General features: G+C 65.7%; 15 protein-coding genes. 5 read left to right on the top strand and 10 right to left on the bottom strand.

Annotated features, from left to right (window positions below):
• Window positions 1-481 precede the first annotated feature (481 nt).
• On the top strand, window positions 482-1369 hold the full coding sequence (locus tag B1964_RS21325; protein WP_079931206.1) for a DMT family transporter: 888 nt from the start codon (window positions 482-484) through the stop codon (window positions 1367-1369).
• A gap of 6 nt (window positions 1370-1375) precedes the next feature.
• On the opposite strand, the gene B1964_RS21320 is transcribed toward B1964_RS21325, so the two are convergent.
• The 4 genes from B1964_RS21320 to B1964_RS21305 all read right to left on the bottom strand — a co-directional run bounded on the left by B1964_RS21320 (window position 1376) and on the right by B1964_RS21305 (window position 6907).
• On the bottom strand, window positions 1376-1606 hold the full coding sequence (locus B1964_RS21320; protein WP_079931190.1) for a hypothetical protein: 231 nt from the start codon (window positions 1604-1606) through the stop codon (window positions 1376-1378).
• Between the two features lie 29 nt (window positions 1607-1635).
• Window positions 1636-3219, bottom strand: a complete 1584-nt coding sequence (locus B1964_RS21315; protein WP_079931189.1) for a hypothetical protein — start codon at window positions 3217-3219, stop codon at window positions 1636-1638.
• Window positions 3220-3463: 244 nt separating this feature from the next.
• On the bottom strand, window positions 3464-4447 hold the full coding sequence (locus B1964_RS21310; protein ID WP_079931188.1) for a TauD/TfdA family dioxygenase: 984 nt from the start codon (window positions 4445-4447) through the stop codon (window positions 3464-3466).
• 105 nt (window positions 4448-4552) lie between these two features.
• Window positions 4553-6907, bottom strand: a complete 2355-nt coding sequence (locus tag B1964_RS21305) for an arylsulfatase (protein WP_079931187.1) — start codon at window positions 6905-6907, stop codon at window positions 4553-4555.
• Window positions 6908-7111: 204 nt separating this feature from the next.
• Here B1964_RS21305 and B1964_RS21300 point away from each other — a divergent pair, with 204 nt between their 5' ends.
• The 4 genes from B1964_RS21300 to B1964_RS21285 are packed head-to-tail and all read left to right on the top strand — an operon-like array spanning window position 7112 to window position 12261.
• Window positions 7112-8710 (top strand): ABC transporter substrate-binding protein, encoded by a 1599-nt coding sequence (locus tag B1964_RS21300; RefSeq protein WP_079931186.1) that lies wholly within the window; start codon window positions 7112-7114, stop codon window positions 8708-8710.
• Window positions 8710-9666 (top strand): ABC transporter permease, encoded by a 957-nt coding sequence (locus B1964_RS21295; protein WP_079931185.1) that lies wholly within the window; start codon window positions 8710-8712, stop codon window positions 9664-9666. The genes B1964_RS21300 and B1964_RS21295 overlap by 1 nt, the downstream gene beginning before the upstream one ends.
• A complete protein-coding gene (locus B1964_RS21290) occupies window positions 9666-10595 on the top strand; it encodes an ABC transporter permease (RefSeq protein WP_079931184.1) in 930 nt (309 codons plus the stop codon). The genes B1964_RS21295 and B1964_RS21290 overlap by 1 nt, the downstream gene beginning before the upstream one ends.
• Window position 10596: 1 nt before the next feature.
• Window positions 10597-12261 carry an ABC transporter ATP-binding protein gene (locus tag B1964_RS21285; protein WP_079931183.1) on the top strand — a complete coding sequence of 555 codons (1665 nt, stop codon included), beginning with the start codon at window positions 10597-10599 and terminating at the stop codon, window positions 12259-12261.
• A gap of 1 nt (window position 12262) precedes the next feature.
• On the opposite strand, the gene B1964_RS21280 is transcribed toward B1964_RS21285, so the two are convergent.
• From B1964_RS21280 to B1964_RS21255, 6 genes are all read right to left on the bottom strand, one after another.
• Window positions 12263-12703: a nitroreductase family deazaflavin-dependent oxidoreductase gene (locus tag B1964_RS21280; RefSeq protein ID WP_079931182.1), complete on the bottom strand. Its 441-nt coding sequence runs from the start codon at window positions 12701-12703 to the stop codon at window positions 12263-12265.
• Between the two features lie 11 nt (window positions 12704-12714).
• The gene (locus B1964_RS21275) at window positions 12715-12909 is read right to left on the bottom strand and encodes a hypothetical protein (RefSeq protein ID WP_079931205.1); all 195 of its coding nucleotides are present in this window, start codon (window positions 12907-12909) and stop codon (window positions 12715-12717) included.
• A 359-nt stretch (window positions 12910-13268) separates the two neighbouring features.
• Entirely contained in the window at window positions 13269-14372 is a 1104-nt protein-coding gene (locus B1964_RS21270; protein ID WP_006372364.1) for an ABC transporter substrate-binding protein, read from the bottom strand.
• 88 nt (window positions 14373-14460) lie between these two features.
• Window positions 14461-15264: an ABC transporter permease subunit gene (locus B1964_RS21265; RefSeq protein WP_006372363.1), complete on the bottom strand. Its 804-nt coding sequence runs from the start codon at window positions 15262-15264 to the stop codon at window positions 14461-14463.
• Window positions 15261-16067 carry an ABC transporter permease subunit gene (locus B1964_RS21260; RefSeq protein WP_170320242.1) on the bottom strand — a complete coding sequence of 269 codons (807 nt, stop codon included), beginning with the start codon at window positions 16065-16067 and terminating at the stop codon, window positions 15261-15263. Before B1964_RS21260 ends, B1964_RS21265 begins: the two co-directional genes overlap by 4 nt.
• The coding region (locus B1964_RS21255; protein ID WP_253194109.1) for an ABC transporter ATP-binding protein at window positions 16042-16880 on the bottom strand (839 nt) is incomplete at its 5' end. The genes B1964_RS21255 and B1964_RS21260, both read right to left, overlap by 26 nt.

Here is a 16880-nt window from a genome sequence, read left to right as displayed (position 1 = left end):
GACCGGTCGGTGCACACAGCACAGCGCGTCGTCCGGTCGCGTTCAGGCGAAGCAAGTCACGAACTCGCCGGTCTTGGCGATGGGCGCAGGCCCGACCGGCCGTCACCACATCAACGTGACCCTCCGCGCCGACCGCACACCACGACAACCGTTGTCCGACAAAGGAGGTGGTTATCGAACAAGGTCCGAGACGAACACATCAACCAAACATGACGCGCGACGACCGGGTCGCTCACGACACACTGTTTCCGACACGGCTCCGACCACTCCCCCACGGAGTTGGCGGGCACCGCCCTGATGGGCGAGCAGGACACGGACGTGACCGATCCGGTCGTCGCCCTTGTGTTCGGCGGGGCCATGTGTACCGGGCGGGGTCGTGGTCCGATCGCACGCCGGGCCTCGCCCGAATCCGGGCGCGGTGCACTACGCTTCGGCTCATGCGACACGTCGAATCGCCGGTTACGCCGACCACGGAGTGTGCGTGGACATCGTCGCGATAATCCTGTCGCTCGCCGCGGCACTGCTGTTCGCGATCGCATCGGTGCTCCAGGCCGCCGGCACCCGAGGGCTGCCCGACGACGGCGCCGTCGGTGCCGGTTTCTTCGTCGCACTCTTCCGACGCAAGACGTGGCTGGCGGGTATCGCCGCCGACATCCTCGGATTCGTCGTCCAGGCCTGGGCCTTGGCGGTCGGCAGCCTGATGCTGGTGCAGCCGTTGCTGGTCACCGCGTTACTGTTCGCCCTGCCGATGGGCGCCTACTCCGAACGTCGGATGCTCACCCCGCGCGAATGGACGTGGGCTGCACTGTTGACCGCATCACTGGTGGTGTTCATGCTGCTCGGGCAACCCACCGAGGGCATCGATGATCCACCGTTCAGCGACTGGATCATTCCGCTCGCAGTGATGATCCCCGTCGTGATCGTCTGCGTGGTCGGCGGCTCACGACTGCCACACGGCACGTGGCGATCACTCACACTGGCCATTGGCGCCGGCGTTCTCCTCGGCCTCTCGGCACCGCTCACCAAGACCGGGATCGCCGCATTCCGCGACGGGCTACTCGACGGACTCGCAAGTTGGGAGTTCTGGGCGATGGCGGTCGCCGCGACGCTCGGCACCCTGTGGCAGCAGTCCAGCTATCAGGCCGGCGACGTCCAGACCAGCCTGCCCGCGGTCACCGTCCTCAAACCGATCATCGCAATGTCATTGGGGCTGACCATCTATGACGAGGCCCTCCGCGTCGGAAACGCGGGCGACATCGCGATCTTCGTCGCCCTCGGCGTGATGCTGCTGTCGACGATCATGCTGGGTCGGCTCTCGGCTCCGCCAGAGGCCGCACCGTCAGCGGTCGAGTACCGGCCGGCCCAGTGAGCGCCCCTATCGACTGTCGGTACGGCCGTGCGCGTCGCCCCGCCGCCGCGCACGGAACGCCGAACTCGCCAAGTCCCACACCACGTACACGACCATCGCGATGACGGCGAAGACCAGACCGTCCTTCACCGACTCCCAGAAGCCCTGATGGGTGAACGTCAGATCGATGATCGTCACCGCGACAAATAACAGCAGCGCCGCCTCGACGATTCTTCGAAGATCCCCCGCGTTGGTCATGCGGCGATCGTAAGGCACCGCATGGGCGATCAGGCTGCGGGCTGCTGCTGATCGCTCACAGTGGAGGCACCGGTGCCACCGGTCGTCGCGGACCCTACCGCCGGTGAGCTCGACGGCGTCGACGAGGACGAGTCGTCGGTGATCGGTGCCGTGTTCGCGGCACCCTGGTCACCCGTGGCACCGCCGGCCTGATCACCGGCGTCGGCCTGCCCGGCCGGGGTCGTCACGACGGGTGCGGGTATCGGCGTATCTTGTTGCGGTGCAGCCTGATCCGTGTCCGTCGAGCCGGTGGCAAGAGTGGAATCGCCGGCCGCGGGAGCGGCCGCCGGGTTGGTCGAGGCGGGCGCCCCTGCGGTCTGTCCACCATCCCCGGCATCGGTGGTCGGGGCATCGGTGGTTGGGACGTCGGTGGTCGGGGCGTCGGCGGCCGAAACGCTCATCAGCTCGGGCTGCACCGACCGCAACGCCGACACCGGGACCGTCGCGCTCGTCGGCGACGCAGAGGCCAGGTTGCCGGTGTTGAACGCCGGGATGGTGAACAGATCGAAGAAGTTGAACGACGAGACGTCGAAGGTCGGGATGATCTGCTGCAGCGACGTCGGGGTGCCGAGCGTCAGGGTGGGCAGGCTCAGGTAGTTGACGTAGTCGGGGCCGTTGGTGCCGTGTGTCTGCGCGGTGCCGGGGAACAGCACGAACTGCGAACCGAGCCACGAGATCCTGATCGGACCCGAGTATCCGTAATCGCTGGTGAGGGCGAGGTTCTCCGGGCCGTTCAGACTGAGGCGGAGGACGTCCTTGGTGACGTAGATGGGATCACCGGTGATCGCCTGGGCGAGGATGTCGAGCAACTGATCCTGATCGGTCAGCAGCGTCAGCACCGAGAGCGGATTGGTCAGTGCAAGTTGCACTTCCCCGGACTGCTGGCCATCGGCGACCTTGATGTAGCGAGCATCGATGGTGGCGGCGATGTTCAGACACGAACCCGCGGTCTTCGAGTTCGCGGCCGCCAAGGCACCGAGGCAGAAGACCGTGTCGTCGGGGAGGTCGGCGCGGTCGATGCCGGCCAGTTCCGCAAGATCACCGAGGGTGAGCGGATCGGGATTGATGATCGGAATCTCAGGGATCAGCACGAGATCCCATATGTCGTTGATCGTGGAAGTAATGCCATCGGTGGCTAGCGCGACACCCAGAATCGACAGCGCTGCGGCACTGGTACCGGCGCCAAGCGGGATTGCAGCGGCTACGCCGGGAAGAACCGCAATCGCCAGCTCGTTGCCGAACTCAACGCCAAGAGTCGCCAGTCCATCACTGATCAAAGCAGGGTCGACACCAAGCAACCCGGCCAGCTGATCGATCAGATAGTTCGGCCCCAACGCCACGCCACCGGCGATGCCCTGGCTCTCGATCCCCAACGCCGCGATCACCTCATCCAGGGTCGCTGTCGACCAGTCGTGGATGCTCGCCAGGCCGCTGGTCACCTGCGGAATCGAGGCCTGTGCCTGGCCGTCACCGAAGGCCAGACCGGCTGTCAGGGTGGCCGACGCCGCAAGGGCGGTGGCGCCCAAAGCCACACGGCGGGTGGCGGGTTCGCGTACGAGGCTGTGTCTTCCCATGGATCGGCTCCTTCAATCCGGTGTGCGGTTGGAGAAGGAGCCCCCGACTTCCCCGTCGTGCACCGGCGACACTAATCCAGACAAACCACCCGCAAGTGTCAAATAGCAAAATTCCTCTCAGGTTCGTCCGGCCGGGTGACAGAACGAAAACCGCAGGCGAAAGCCAGCTGTGGTCGGATCCCCCAGGGGACCCGACCACAGATGATTCAGTTTTCTCTCAGTTGATTCTCAGGCGATCGGGCCGTCAGGCGGCAAAGACCCCCAGCCGCCGCGACTGCTCCACCGACGAGTAGTGCGAGGCGTCGCCCTTGAGAATCCGACTGCTCTGGCCGTGGATGTCGACGGGTACGTCACCGGCGAGTGTGATCCGATGCAATTGACGTTTCTGGTCACCGAAGTCGGAGATGCCGTAGTGCTGGGTGGCACGGTTGTCCCAGATGACGAGGTCACCGTAGCTCCAGTTCCACCGGAAGGTGTTCTCCAGCTTCGTGATCCGGTCCTGCAGCAGGTGATAGAGGTTAGCGAACTCCGAGGCCTTGAGTCCACGGAACTCCTTGGCGAAATGTCCCAGGAGAAGACTGCGTTCGCCGGTTTCGGGGTGCACCCGGACCACGGGATGCAGGGTTTCGTACTCGGTGCTGGTGAACTCGGCGTAGTGCTCCCGCTTTTGGGCGACGTCGATGCCGCCCGACGGCTCCTTCTGGCTGACGTAGTCGTAGAGGTTGGAGTGAGTGGCCCAGAGATCCTCGACGAGCGACCGCAACGGAGTGGGCAACTGCTCATAGGCGGCGACCGTCGAGGCCCATGTGGTCGCACCGCCATAGCTCGGCAGCACGATCGGGCGCAGCAGCGACGCCTTGGGGATGCGGTCGACGAAGGTCACATCGGAGTGCCAGCTGTTGGCGGCTCCCTCGATCGTCAGCAACTGATCGCCACGTGAGGTGACCGTCGGATGCGGCGCGGTCGGCTCACCGAGCAGCGAGGCGAACGCGTACTGACTCGCATCGTCGAGATGCTCCTGCCCCGAGAACGCCACCACCTTGTTCACGGCGAGAGCGGTGCGGATGGCCTCGACCTGCTCGGTCGACACGTCCCCACCGAGGCGCACACCGTCGATCTTGGCGCCGATGTGCTCCCCCAGCTTGGTGACAGTGATGCCGGCGTCCCGGTAGAGCTGGTCGGCGGCGGCCTGATGGTCACTCCGACTATCGATCTGAGTCAACGTCATTGCTGTTCCCTTTCATTCGTTACTCTCACTGTCCGCGCAGCCGCGGCGGCCGCGCATGGTCTGACTCATGCTGATTCGAACCCCACCGACCCACGGGAGGGCCGCTCAATCCGCGTGGTACTCGGCGCTCTCCTCGATCTCTTTGCGGACCGCGGCCGGGACCCGGACCGCTCCGGGCCGATAGGTCACCGCCCGCAGAGCCGGCCCGAACCGGAAGACCCCGCGCCGGGAACGCAGTTGCGCATCCACCGGACCACGAGCGTCGGCTCCCACCGAGATCCCCGTCCACGGCGCCATGCCGATGAGCTGAAACTGATTGTCCAGCTTGGCGATCACCTCGGACGACCCGTCGACCGACGCCTCGAGGGTGAAGTCCCAGCGGACCTGCGGGGTGGCGACCGCGCGCAGCGCCAACCCGCCGGTTCCGGCCGGGATCGGGGCACTGACCCGGGAGATGCGCCCGTAACTGTTGAACACGAAATGCGCTGAACCGGCCTCGACGTAGAGCAGGTATCCGCCTTGCTGATCCCCGTGGGCGACGAGTACGCCCTCGTCGAGGTCGGTCCATCCGGCGAGTTCGACCTCGATGTCGAAGTCGCGATAGGCGATCAGCTTGCTCGATCGATAGCGCTCCAGTGGTGGCGTGCCCGCGAGAATGCGCACCGGATCGGTAAAACGCTCCTCGTCGGGACGCCGCCGGACCTGATCGGCGGCCGAATCGTACAGCGGGAAGACCGTATTGCGCCATGCAGCGTCATCCCAGGCGGCCGCCAGTTCGGCGACGAGTTCGGGATGGCGCGCCGCGAGGTCGTCGGTCTCGGCCGGATCGGTGTTGACGTCGTAGAGTTCCCAGGTCGGGTTGTCGACATCGGCCGGGTCACGATGCAGCGACACCAGTTTCCAACCGTCTCGGTAAAAACCTCGGTGACCGCCGAATTCGGCGTACTGCTCGGTGTGCGCCGACTCCGCAGTCGGATCGCGCAGCACGTCGGCGATGCTGACGCCGTCGCGTTCCTGCGCGGGCCTGCCGTGACGATGGGTCGGCGCCGTCAGACCGGCGAGGTCGAGAAGGGTCGGGACGATGTCGGTGACGTAAGAGTACTGACGGCGCACGCCGTTGTCGTCGGCACTGCGCGTCAACCCCTTCGGCCAAGAGAGCACGAACGGAACCCGCACGCCACCGGCGAAGGTCTGTCCCTTGTAAAAGCGGAACGGGGTGTTCGACGCCTGCCCCCAGCCTCGCGGATAGTGCACACCGAGCGCGGCAGAGCCGATCAACTCCTCGTCATGAGGAACGTCGCGCTCCCAGTCCGGTGGCACCGGGCCGTGGACGAATTGGCTGAAGTACGAGCGTGTTCCGGTCGGTCCGCCTTCGGCCGTACCGCCGTTGTCGGAGGTGAACACGATGATGGTGTTGTCGAGCTCCCCGAGTTCGGTCAGCGTGTCCACGATGCGACCGACGCTCTGGTCGACGGAGTCGACCATCGCCGCGTACACCTCCTGATAGCGGGCGAAACGACGCTTCTCGTCCTCACTCAGGTCATCCCACGGCGGCGCGTCGTACCCGGGTTCGGTGTTGCGTGGCGCGATCGGGGTGTCCGGATCGAACAGGCCCGACTTGATCTGACGCTCGAAGCGGTTGAGCCGGATGGCATCCCATCCTTGGGAGTAACGGCCGCGGTACTTCTCGAGATCGGTCTCCTTGACCTGGTGAGGTCCGTGCATGGCGATGTGGGCGAAATAGAGGAAAAAGGGTTTGTCGGCGTCATGCGCGCGCAATGAGGTAATCTGCGAGATCGCCCGATCGGTGAGGTCATCGGTGACGTAGTAGTCATCGGGATACTCATCGACGTCGACGACGGAATTGTCGGCGAGCAGTTGATTCGGGTAGAAGAACGAGTTCAATCCCTCCAGGGAACCGTAGTACGAGTCGAAACCCCGCTGGACCGGCCAAGAATCCCGCGATCGCCCAGGACCCATGTTCGCGTCCCGAACCAGGTGCCATTTTCCGACGGCGTAGGTCGCATATCCATTGTCTCGCAATATCTCCGGCAGAGACAACACATCGTCGGCGAGTTCGAGTCGCAGGCCGGGGAAACCCGGATCGGAGTTCGCCACACTGCCGTAGCCGGCGCGATGCGGGTTGAGTCCGGTGAGCAGCGCAGCCCGCGCCGGGGAGCACACCGGGGTGGTGTGGTAGTTCGACAGGCGCACCCCGCGCTCGGCAAGTGCCGCGACGTGGGGGGTGTCGATCTCGGCGCCGAACGGCGAGATGTCGGAGTAGCCCATGTCGTCGATGAGCACCACCACGATATTCGGGGCACCCTGCGGCGCAGTCGGCTGCGACGGCCACCAGGGTTGCGACGCCGACGACGTCCGGTCGATCACCCCACCGAAGTTCTCGTAACCCCGCGCGTGATCGGGTACTCGGGATTGCGGTTGTGGCACAACAACCTCCATGACTGGGACCGCACCAAGAACAGGCCGACGGCGGTCCGGGCTGACGTTTGCGCACTCACCTTCCAGACAACGTCGAGCAGTGTCAACCCTTTGCACGAGCCAACCGAGAAACTCGCCGTGGACTTGGAATTCGTCGGCGTTTGCCGAGACAGTGGTCGGGACCCGACCAGCCATTCCCATCCCCACGAAGGACCATCACCCGCCATGCCCGCATCCCGATTACGTTCGGCCGCACTGGCTTTTCTGAGCATCGCACTCGTCGGGATTCTCGCCGGATGTAGTTCCGCCGTTGCCCAGCAGCAGAATTCATCGGCAACTTCGCTGGCGCCGGGGCAGGCCGCGCCGCGCGGTGGTGATCTGCGAGTCGGCGTGCTCACCGACCTGTCACCGAAGACTTTCCTGCAGATCGGCACCGGCGCGCTCAACGGCCAGGTCGTCGCCAACGTCTTCGACACTTTGATCCGATACTCCCGTGACGATCTCACCGTCGAGCCCGCCCTGGCCACCCACTGGCAGCTCGCCGCCGACGGCCGATCGCTGGCCCTCGACCTGCGTCCCGACGTGCGCTACCACGATGGCCGGCCCTTCGTGTCCGCGGATGTCGAATCCTCCATCAAGGCGTATCTGAGCGGCCCATGGACCCCACAGTTCAAGCGGACGGCGGCGGCGATCACCGGATTCGACACCACCGATCCGCACCGCGTGGTGCTGAGCTTCGCCCACCCGCTGAGCAATGTCTTCGACCTGCTGGACTCGGCTCCGATCATCGACGTGAACACCCTGCCGGAACTCAAGGCAGGCAAGGTCTTCAACGGAACCGGCCCGTTCACGTTCTCGTCCTGGCAGCCGAACTCGTCGGTGCGACTGGTCCGCAACGAGCACTATTGGGGTGGTCCAGCCAATCTCGACGCCATCACCTTCACCGTCATCCCCGACCAGCAGGCGCTCTACACGCGACTGCGTACCGGTCAGATCGACGCCACCCAGGACCTCAACTACCACGACCAGCAACTGGCGACCAGCCGATACGGCTTCCGCGAGGTCACCTTCACCGGCGGGGAATCGCAGGAATACGTGGGCATCAACGTCACCAACCCGGCGTTGTCGGACGTACGGTTGCGCCAGGCCATCGCCTACGCCATCGATCGACCACGCATCATCAACGACGTGTTCCGCGGCAGTGGCTACGTGGTGAATCTTCCGTGGCCGAAGTGGTCGCCCGCCTACTTCGCACAGGCCAATCAGACCTACACGCGTGACCTGGCGAAGGCTCGGCAACTCGTTGCCGCACACGGCCCCATCGCCGAGCCGATACCGTTGGACTACTCGACCCAGGGCGTCGACCGTGTCGTCGCACAGATCGTGCAGTCCAATCTCGCCGACATCGGCGTCCCGGTCGTGTTGTCGCCCAACGACCAAACCCAGCAGGCGGCCAAGCTGATCGGCGGCAAGTTCACCGGCCTGTGGTTGTTGCAACACGGCTTCGCGCAGTTCACCCCCTCCACGCTGGCGGTGTCGGCCTACCCGTTCAATGCCGCCAAGAACTCGTCGAACTTCGTCGATCCCGCGTATGCCGCCGCCGCGAACGCCGCGTGGACCACCCCGGACCCAGCCTCCCCCGCAGCGCTCGGCGCGTACCGGCAACTCGACGACGTGTGGCTGCGCGATCTGTTCCTCGTGGAGATCGGCATCGTGTTCACCAAGGCGGCCCTGGCGCCGTCGGTCGGCAATGTCGACTGGGACCGGCGCGGACAGTTCCACTTCGTCAACACCTACCTCGCCCACCAAGGAGCCGATGACTGATGGTTACCTACCTCGCGCGACGCATACCGACCGCGATCGCCGTCCTGCTGATCGCATCGCTGCTCATCTTCTCGATCCTGCGTCTGATCCCCGGCGGGCCCGAGTCGGCGCTCGCCGGGCCGGACGCCGGTCCCGAGCAACTCGCGGCGATCCGCCACGATCTCGGTCTGGACCGTGGCTTCGTCAGCCAGTACGTGACCTGGCTGGGGGCACTGGTGACGCTGAATCTGGGGCAGAGCTACCAGGTCGGCGGTGATATCGGCTCCCTCATCGGCTTCGGGCTGCTGCACACCGTCGTGCTGACGGTGACGGCCCTGGTGATCGCGGTGATCATCGCGCTGGCCCTCGGCCTGGCCGCCACCATCTATGACAATCGTTACCTCAACTGGGTGCTGACCGGCATCAACGCCGCCGCGATCGCAGTGCCCACCTTCGTCGTCGGAACGGCGCTGATCCTGGTGTTCGGAGTCCGTTGGCGGATACTGCCCGCAGGTGGCACACCACCGGACGGACTCTGGGCCGACCCGTCGATCACCGCCCAGTATCTGCTCCTGCCCGCACTCACCCTGGGGCTACCCGCCGGGGCGGTGCTGGCACGTTTTCTCACCGAGGCGTTGCGGACCGAACTCCGAGCGCCCTACGCAACGACCGCTCGCGCCCTCGGAGTTCCCCAGCGGGAGATCGTGATCCGAAGCGCTCTGCGCAACGCGCTGCCGCCGGCGTTGACCGCACTCGGACTGGTGACCGGCGGGTTGCTCGGCGGCGCGATCCTGGTGGAGGCCATCTTCGGATGGCCCGGTCTCGGACTGCTCACCGAACAGGGCATCTTCGCCCGCGACTATCCCCTCGTGCAAGTGCTGGTGCTGCTCTCGGTTGCCGTGTTTGTGGTGATCCAACTACTCGCCGACATCCTGCACGCCTGGCTCGATCCCCGAATCCGATTGGCAGGACAGTGATGCCCCCTTCACAGACCCGGGCGGCCACGGCCGACGCCGAGATCACCGACACCACACTCGACGTCGGTCCCGGACTGATCCCCGAAACCCCGGCCGACCGCGAGTTCCGTTCCACCCGAACACCATTGTGGCGCGCCCTGATCAGTGGCCCGGGTCTTGTCGGCACAATTCTCGTCGGTGTCGTGATCGTCCTCGGGCTCGCCGCCCCACTGCTCACCTCCTACGGCCCCGATCAACAGATCGACGGCGCCTACCTGCTTCCGCCGAGTGCCGAACACTGGCTCGGCACCGACGATCTCAACCGGGACGTGGTGACCCGGGTCCTCTACGGCATCCGCGTCGATCTCCTGATCATCTTCATCGCCGTCCCTATCGGCGCCGCCCTGGGCACCGCCATCGGGTTGCTCACCGTGTCCCATCCGATCAGTGACGTTGTCGCCCAACGGGTCTTCGACGTCATCCTCGCGTTTCCGGCGCTGGTGCTCGGCATCGCGTTGACCGCGGTTCTCTCGCCGGGCGCCATCACCGTCGCAATCGTGATCGTGCTCGCCGAGATCCCGATCTTCGGACGATTGACACGCACATCGGTCCTACGTGTGCGAGAGCTGCCCTATGTCGAGGCCGCGCGCGTCAGCGGGGCGAGCAACACCTACGTGCTGCGTCGACACGTGTTGCCCAATTCGGTCGAATCCCTTGGCGTACAGTTCGCGTTGTCGCTCTCACTGGCGGTCTTCGTCGAGGGTGCGCTGAGCTTCCTCGGCATCGGGGTCACCCCGCCCACGCCATCGCTGGGTGCGATCCTCGCCGCGGGCAACGGATATCTGGAGACCAACCCGTGGTTTTCCGCGGGTCCGCTCATCGTCATCTCGGCCCTCGTCCTGGGCTTCAGCATGATCTCCCAGTCGATCTCGCACAGCCGGAGGCACTGACATGACCACATCGCAACACCCCGAAGGTGACGCCGCGCCCGCACTCGAGGTCACCTCACTGCGCATCACCTTCGACTATCCCCGTCCCGCCGTCTCCGACATCAGTCTGCGGGTCAGCCGCGGCGAGATCGTCGCGCTCGTCGGTGAATCCGGCTCCGGCAAGACGATGACGGCACGGGCGGCGATCGGACTGTTGCCCGAAACCGCGCACGCCACCGGGTCGGTGAAGGTCGACGGCATCGAGGTCTTGAACCAAGACGACAAGGTACTCAACATCATTCGCGGATCGCGTGTGGCGATGATCTTCCAGGAGCCGCAGACCGCGCTCAACCCGGTCCAGACCGTGGGATGGCAGCTACGACAGGCGTTGCGGGCCCACCAGGCCATCTCACGTCGCGACGCGCGGCGGCGTGCCGTCGAACTGCTGACGCTGGTGGAGATCCCCGAGCCCGAGCGTCGGGTCGACGACTATCCGCACCAGTTGTCGGGGGGACAGAAGCAGCGGGTCGTGATCGCACTCGCATTGGCCAACGATCCTGCGCTGTTGCTCGCCGATGAACCGACCACGGCTCTCGACGTGTCGGTGCAGCGCGAGATCCTCGATCTCCTTCTGCGACTGCGTGATCGCATCAACGCCGGAATCCTCTTGATCACACACAATCTCGGTGTGGTCGCCGATATCGCCGACAGGGTGGTCGTGGTGCAGTTCGGGGAGGTCGTCGAGCGAGGCAGCGTCTTCGATATTTTCGCGAACCCGACCCAGCCCTACACCCGTCACCTACTCGCCGCGGTACCGCGGCTACCCACTGCAGTGCGGTCGTCGGTCGATCCCCCTGCGAACACCCCGGATTCGACTCCGGCTGCATCCGTCGACCACCTCACCGTCGCCCACCGCGGCCACCTCGGACGGGCCCCGCACATCGCTCTCGACGACGTGTCCCTGACGATCGGGCGCGATGAAGTATTGGGGCTGGTCGGAGAATCCGGGTCGGGAAAGACCACACTCGGGCGCGCCATCGGCGGTCTGATCGCGCCGCGCTCGGGCCGGGTCGTCGTCGACGGACACGACATCGGCGCGATCAGTCCGGCGCTGCTGCGCCGACTACGCCGCAGCATCGCTTTTGTCCCGCAGGATCCGACCGCATCGCTGGACCCGAGATTCGCGGTGGCCGAATCGATCCGGGAACCTCTCGACATCGCGCGGATCGGTGATCGGACCGAGCAGTCACGGCGTGTCGAGGAATTGCTCGACGCGGTACAACTGCCGCGGTCCTTCGCGCATCGGTTGCCACACGAACTGTCGGGCGGACAGCGCCAGCGCGTCGCATTGGCGCGGGCCTTGGCCCTGCGTCCGCTCCTGCTGATCGCCGACGAGCCGACCAGCGCACTCGACGTCTCCGTGCAGGCGCGGGTACTGGATCTGTTCGCCGAATTGCAGCGGGATCTGGGATTCGCGGCGCTGTTCATCAGCCACGACCTGGCCGTCGTCGAGCAGGTTGCCGACCGGGTGGCAGTGCTCCGCGACGGCCGGCTCGTCGAGGAGGGGCCGGCCCGGACAGTCCTCACCGAACCGAGCCGGCAGTACACACGACGATTGCTCGACGCCGTGCCCTATCCCGACCCGGTGAAACAGCGAGCCACGAAACGGGCCGACGCCCCGGCCTGAGTCACACACGCGGGGTCAGCTCGACAATCGCGATGGGACGCGTGGTCTTGCTCTGATACTGCGCGTAGCGGCCCTTGTTGACGTCGTCGACGAGGTCCCAGCGTCGGGCGTAGTCGGGGTCGTCCGGATAGGTGGCGCGGGCGGTGACCGGAACATGACGACGGCCGACCTGGATCTCGACGTCCGGGATGGCCTTCAGGTTGGCCAGCCATGCGGGCGGGCGCGGTGACCCGCCGTTGGAGGCGACGACGAGATAGGTCTCGTCGTCACGCGCATAGGTCAACGCCGTCGTCCGTGGCTGCCCGCTCTTGCGTCCGGTCATGTGCAGCAGCAGGGTCGGGTTACCCATCAGCAGACGGTGCCCGATCAGACCATGACTGTGCTGGTAGATCCACTGATGCGCCTTGAGCGCGGTGACGAACAGGTCGGTCGAGACCGACACGACGGCGCTACCTACTTCGGCTCGTCGACCGGCGACCCGCCGCCCTCGGTGTCGTCGCTGGCGGCGGCGTCGTCTGCCTCGTCCTCGTCCTCGTCCTTGGCCAGCGGGTCATAGCCGGGGACGCCCTCGAGCACGGTGAGTTCGTTGTCGATCGCGGCCTCGACCGCCTTGGCCTCGTCCTTGATCTTCTTGATGAACTCGGACATGTCGTCACTCCTCGTCACGGTTCGCCCGGGCCGCGGTGCACCGAGCAGACCTTCAGGGTATCGGAGCACGCCCGGTGGGCGGATTGTGACGCCCGGTCGACGGGATATGGCGCCCGGTCGGCGGTCGTTGATGGTGCGGCGTGGTGGATGCGGAGGCGGCTGGGCCTCGAGACCTGTTGCGGTGGTGATGGTTCCGGTACATGTGGGACCGGATACTCACCGGTGCAACGGGTCTCGAGGCTCCGTCGCTATCGCTCCTCCGCACCTCGACCATCGGGATGGGATGGTCGGGTGTCGGGCAGGAGTGATCGACCATCGGAGTGGGATGGTCGGGTGTCGGGCGGGATCGAGCGGGGGGATCAGGCCCGCTTCAGGGTCGGGTCCTCCTCGTAGACCTCCTTGATGAGCGACATGTCGAAGATCTGCTCGGGCTTGATCTGGTAGCCGGCCTTGGCAAGGGCTTCGATGTTCTCGGCGATCAGCGCGTCGGTCATGGTGAGCAACCCGTTGGCCTTGGTGTCGTCGGAGACGACGAGGGTGTTCTGGGCGGTCGCTTCCTTGACCTGTTCGGCCTCATCGAGACCAAGATCCTTGCCGTACTTGGTGACGGCGAGTTTCGCCGAGCCCGCGGGATCGGCGATGGCGTCGTACCACCCCTGGATATCAGCCTTGAGGAAGGCTTTCAGCTTGTCGCGCTCGTTGTCGATGGTCTCCTGGCGCACGACGAGGGTTTCGGCGACGAGCGGTAGGTTAAAGTCCGCGAAGAGGAACGCCTTGTTCTCGAAACCCTGCTCGGCCAACGTGATCGGCTCGTTGGTGATGTAGGCGACCCAGCCGTCGACCTCACCCTTGGTCAGCGGGGTGGGATCGTATTGCACGGTGATCTTCTGGACGTCGGATTCGGTCAGCCCGTTCGCGGTGAGCAGCGCCTTGAAGACGTTCTCGTTGGAGGCCTGCACACCGATCTTCTTACCCTTCATCTCCTGCGGGGTGTTGATGGGCTTGGCCGCCGAGGAGACGATGCAGAATGGATTCTTCTGGAAGGTAGCCGCAACGGTTTTCAGCTTCGCCCCCTGCAGGATGACCGGAGCGGTGAGCTGTGGGGCGGTCATGCCGATCCACACCTTGTTCGACGTCAGACCCGTCTCCACCCCGGTACCCGCACCACCTCCGGTGAGTAGTTCCGGCGTGCCGACGCCCGCCTTCTGGTAGTAGCCCTTCTCCAATGCCCAGTATTCGCCGGCGAATTCGATGTTCTTCTGCCACGACAGCTGCACCTTCGGGTTGGTCGACGACGCGCCGCTGCCGCCCGAGCTGCCGCTGCTACAGGCCGACAGCACACCGGCGGCGCCGAGCGCCCCCGCTGCCCCACCCGCCATCAGCGTGTAACGAAGAAAGGATCGGCGGTCGAATCCGGCGCTACGACCGGCGGTCCCGCGCTGAGGTGTGTGGTGCTGATTCATGGTGTGGTGTCCCCTCTTTCCGGGCTGTCCCGGGTCTTCTACCTGTTGGTTACTCCCGGGGCGGCAATGGCCCGGGACGGTGGTTCGATCAGTTCTCGCTCATGCCCATCTGCCGCAGCACCACCGTCTCGATCACGCCGACGACGGCGTAGACGACGATCGACGACACCGTGATCACCACGACCGATGCCCACAACTGGTCGTAGGCTGCGGCCGGAAGGGCTTGCTGCAGAGTGGCTCCCAGACCCTTGTTGGTTCCGAGCCACTCGGCGACGGTCGCGCCGATGAACGCGCCGGGCACCGACACCTTGGCCGCGCTGAACAGTGCGGGCACCGCCGACGGCACGGCTGAGCGCCGCAGCGCGGTCCATCGGCCACCGCCGTAGACGGCGATGACGTCGTCGAGGTGCCTGGGCGCGTTGGCGAGCCCGGTCATGATCATGACCAGTGCCGGGAAGAATACGACGATTCCACCCATCACCGCGACGACCGCGACACCGCGTCCGACGACGAGCGTGATCAGCGGGGTCATCGCGACCAGCGGCACCGACCGCAGGAGCATCGCTATAGGCATGAATGTCTGTGCGGCCGGACGATATACGACGAACAGTGCGGCGGCGAGCACGGCGGCGATCATGCCGGTGACAAAACCCACCGCCGCATCCTTGAGGGTGATCCACAGGTCGGCGAGGATCTGGTGACGCGAATCCGCCGCGTCGGGAGCGGTGAAGAGATATGCGTAGACGTCGGCCGGCGTGCGTCCGATGATGGGCCCGATGTCGGGGAATGCCAAGAGGAACAGCCACCAGATCACCAGGATCAGGATCAGCGAGGCGAGCAGCGACCCGAGGAATCTCGCGACCGCCCACAGACTTCCCGCTCCGGCGCTCATCCGAGCACCGCCAGACCCGTCGACCACCGCGTGACGAACCGCGCCACCACCGCGACGATCGCGTAACCGATGCCTGCCACCAGCCCGGCGAGCAACGCGATCGCCCACACCTGTGGGATGTCACCGGCCTGCTGGGCGATGATCATTGCCGGTCCGGCACCTTGCTCGGGCATAGCGAGGAACTCGCCGAGCACCGCGCCCAGCACGGCGGCAGGGGCGGCGATCTTGATGGCGGCCAACGTATTCGGGAGCGCGGCGACCGAGCGGACCCGCCACAGCTGCACGAGACGTCCGCCGCCATAGACCCGAACCAGATCAAGACTGCCCTTGTGCGGCGAACGCAACCCCGACAGGGTGCCGATCATCGTCGTGAAGAACACCGAGATCGCCGCGAGGAACACGATCATCGTCTGCACCTGCGCGAAGGCCACTTGAACGATCGGTGCGACGGCGATGATCGGCGTGCAGTAGGAGATGATCGCGAGTTGGGTGGCGAGACCCTCGACCGGCGGCACGACGATCACCAGCACCGCGAGCGCGATCGCCAGCGCGTTGCCCCAGAGGAATCCGCGTAACGCGAGCGAGATGGTCGCCGAGAAATTGTCGACGTAGAACGCAGAACCCTTGTCGCCGATGGCCGTACACACCGCCCACGGGGTGGGGATGGTGCCGTGGAACCACTGCAGGGCACCCGCCATCCACCACAGGAGAATCAGACCGACGATGCCGATCGCGCCCGCGGCCCACCGGTCGGCACCCGCGCGCGACGCCGAGATGCTAGCCACCCACAGCCTCCGTGGCATCGACGGCCGGATCGGCGCCCTTCGCGCCGAACAGCAAGCCCGAGAGGTGATCGTGGATCGCGTGGAACTCGGGGGTGCGCATCATCTCCGGGGTCCGGGGGCGCGGCAGATCGATGCGCACCGTCTCGATGACGCGTCCGGGCCGTGGACTCATCACCGCGACCACGTCGGAAAGGAACACCGCCTCGGCGATCCCATGGGTGACCATCAGTGTGGTGGCGGGCTTCTCGGTCCAGATCCGCAGCAATTCGATGTTGAGTCGTTGGCGGGTCATGTCGTCGAGCGCACCGAACGGCTCGTCGAGCAACAACGCGGTGGGGCGCACGACCAGCGCGCGGGCGATCGAAACCCGTTGGCGCATACCGCCGGAGAGCACCGCGGGTTTGGCCTTCTCGAATCCCGTGAGCCCGACGAGTTCGATGAGGTCGGCGACGAGACCGTCGGCGGCGGGCATGCGACCCACCTGCAATGGCAGCTTGATGTTCGACTCCACCGACCGCCACGGCAGCAGCGCCGAGTCCTGGAAGGCGATGCCGAGCTCGTGATTGCGTTGCAACTCCTTCGGGCTCTGCCCGTTCATCAGTACCGTCCCCGACGTCGGGGACTCCAGCCCCGCGAGGATGCGTAGAACCGTGGATTTTCCGCAGCCCGAGGGACCCAGGAGAGACAGGAACTCCCCTTCCGAGGTCTTGAGGTCGACCTCGGCGAGCGCGGTCACCGTCGACGATCCGCGGATCGTCCGAGGGGTGAATTCCTTGGTGAGTCCGGTGATGTCGAGTCCGGTGCCGGGTGGGCGCGGCGTGGCGGGAACCA

Origin of the sequence: Gordonia sp. i37, assembly GCF_002043085.1 — a bacterium.
Taxonomy (GTDB): Bacteria; Actinomycetota; Actinomycetes; order Mycobacteriales; family Mycobacteriaceae; genus Gordonia; species Gordonia polyisoprenivorans.
The sequence above is the reverse complement of the archived record's forward strand: the minus strand, read 5'-3'. Positions and strand labels throughout refer to the sequence as shown.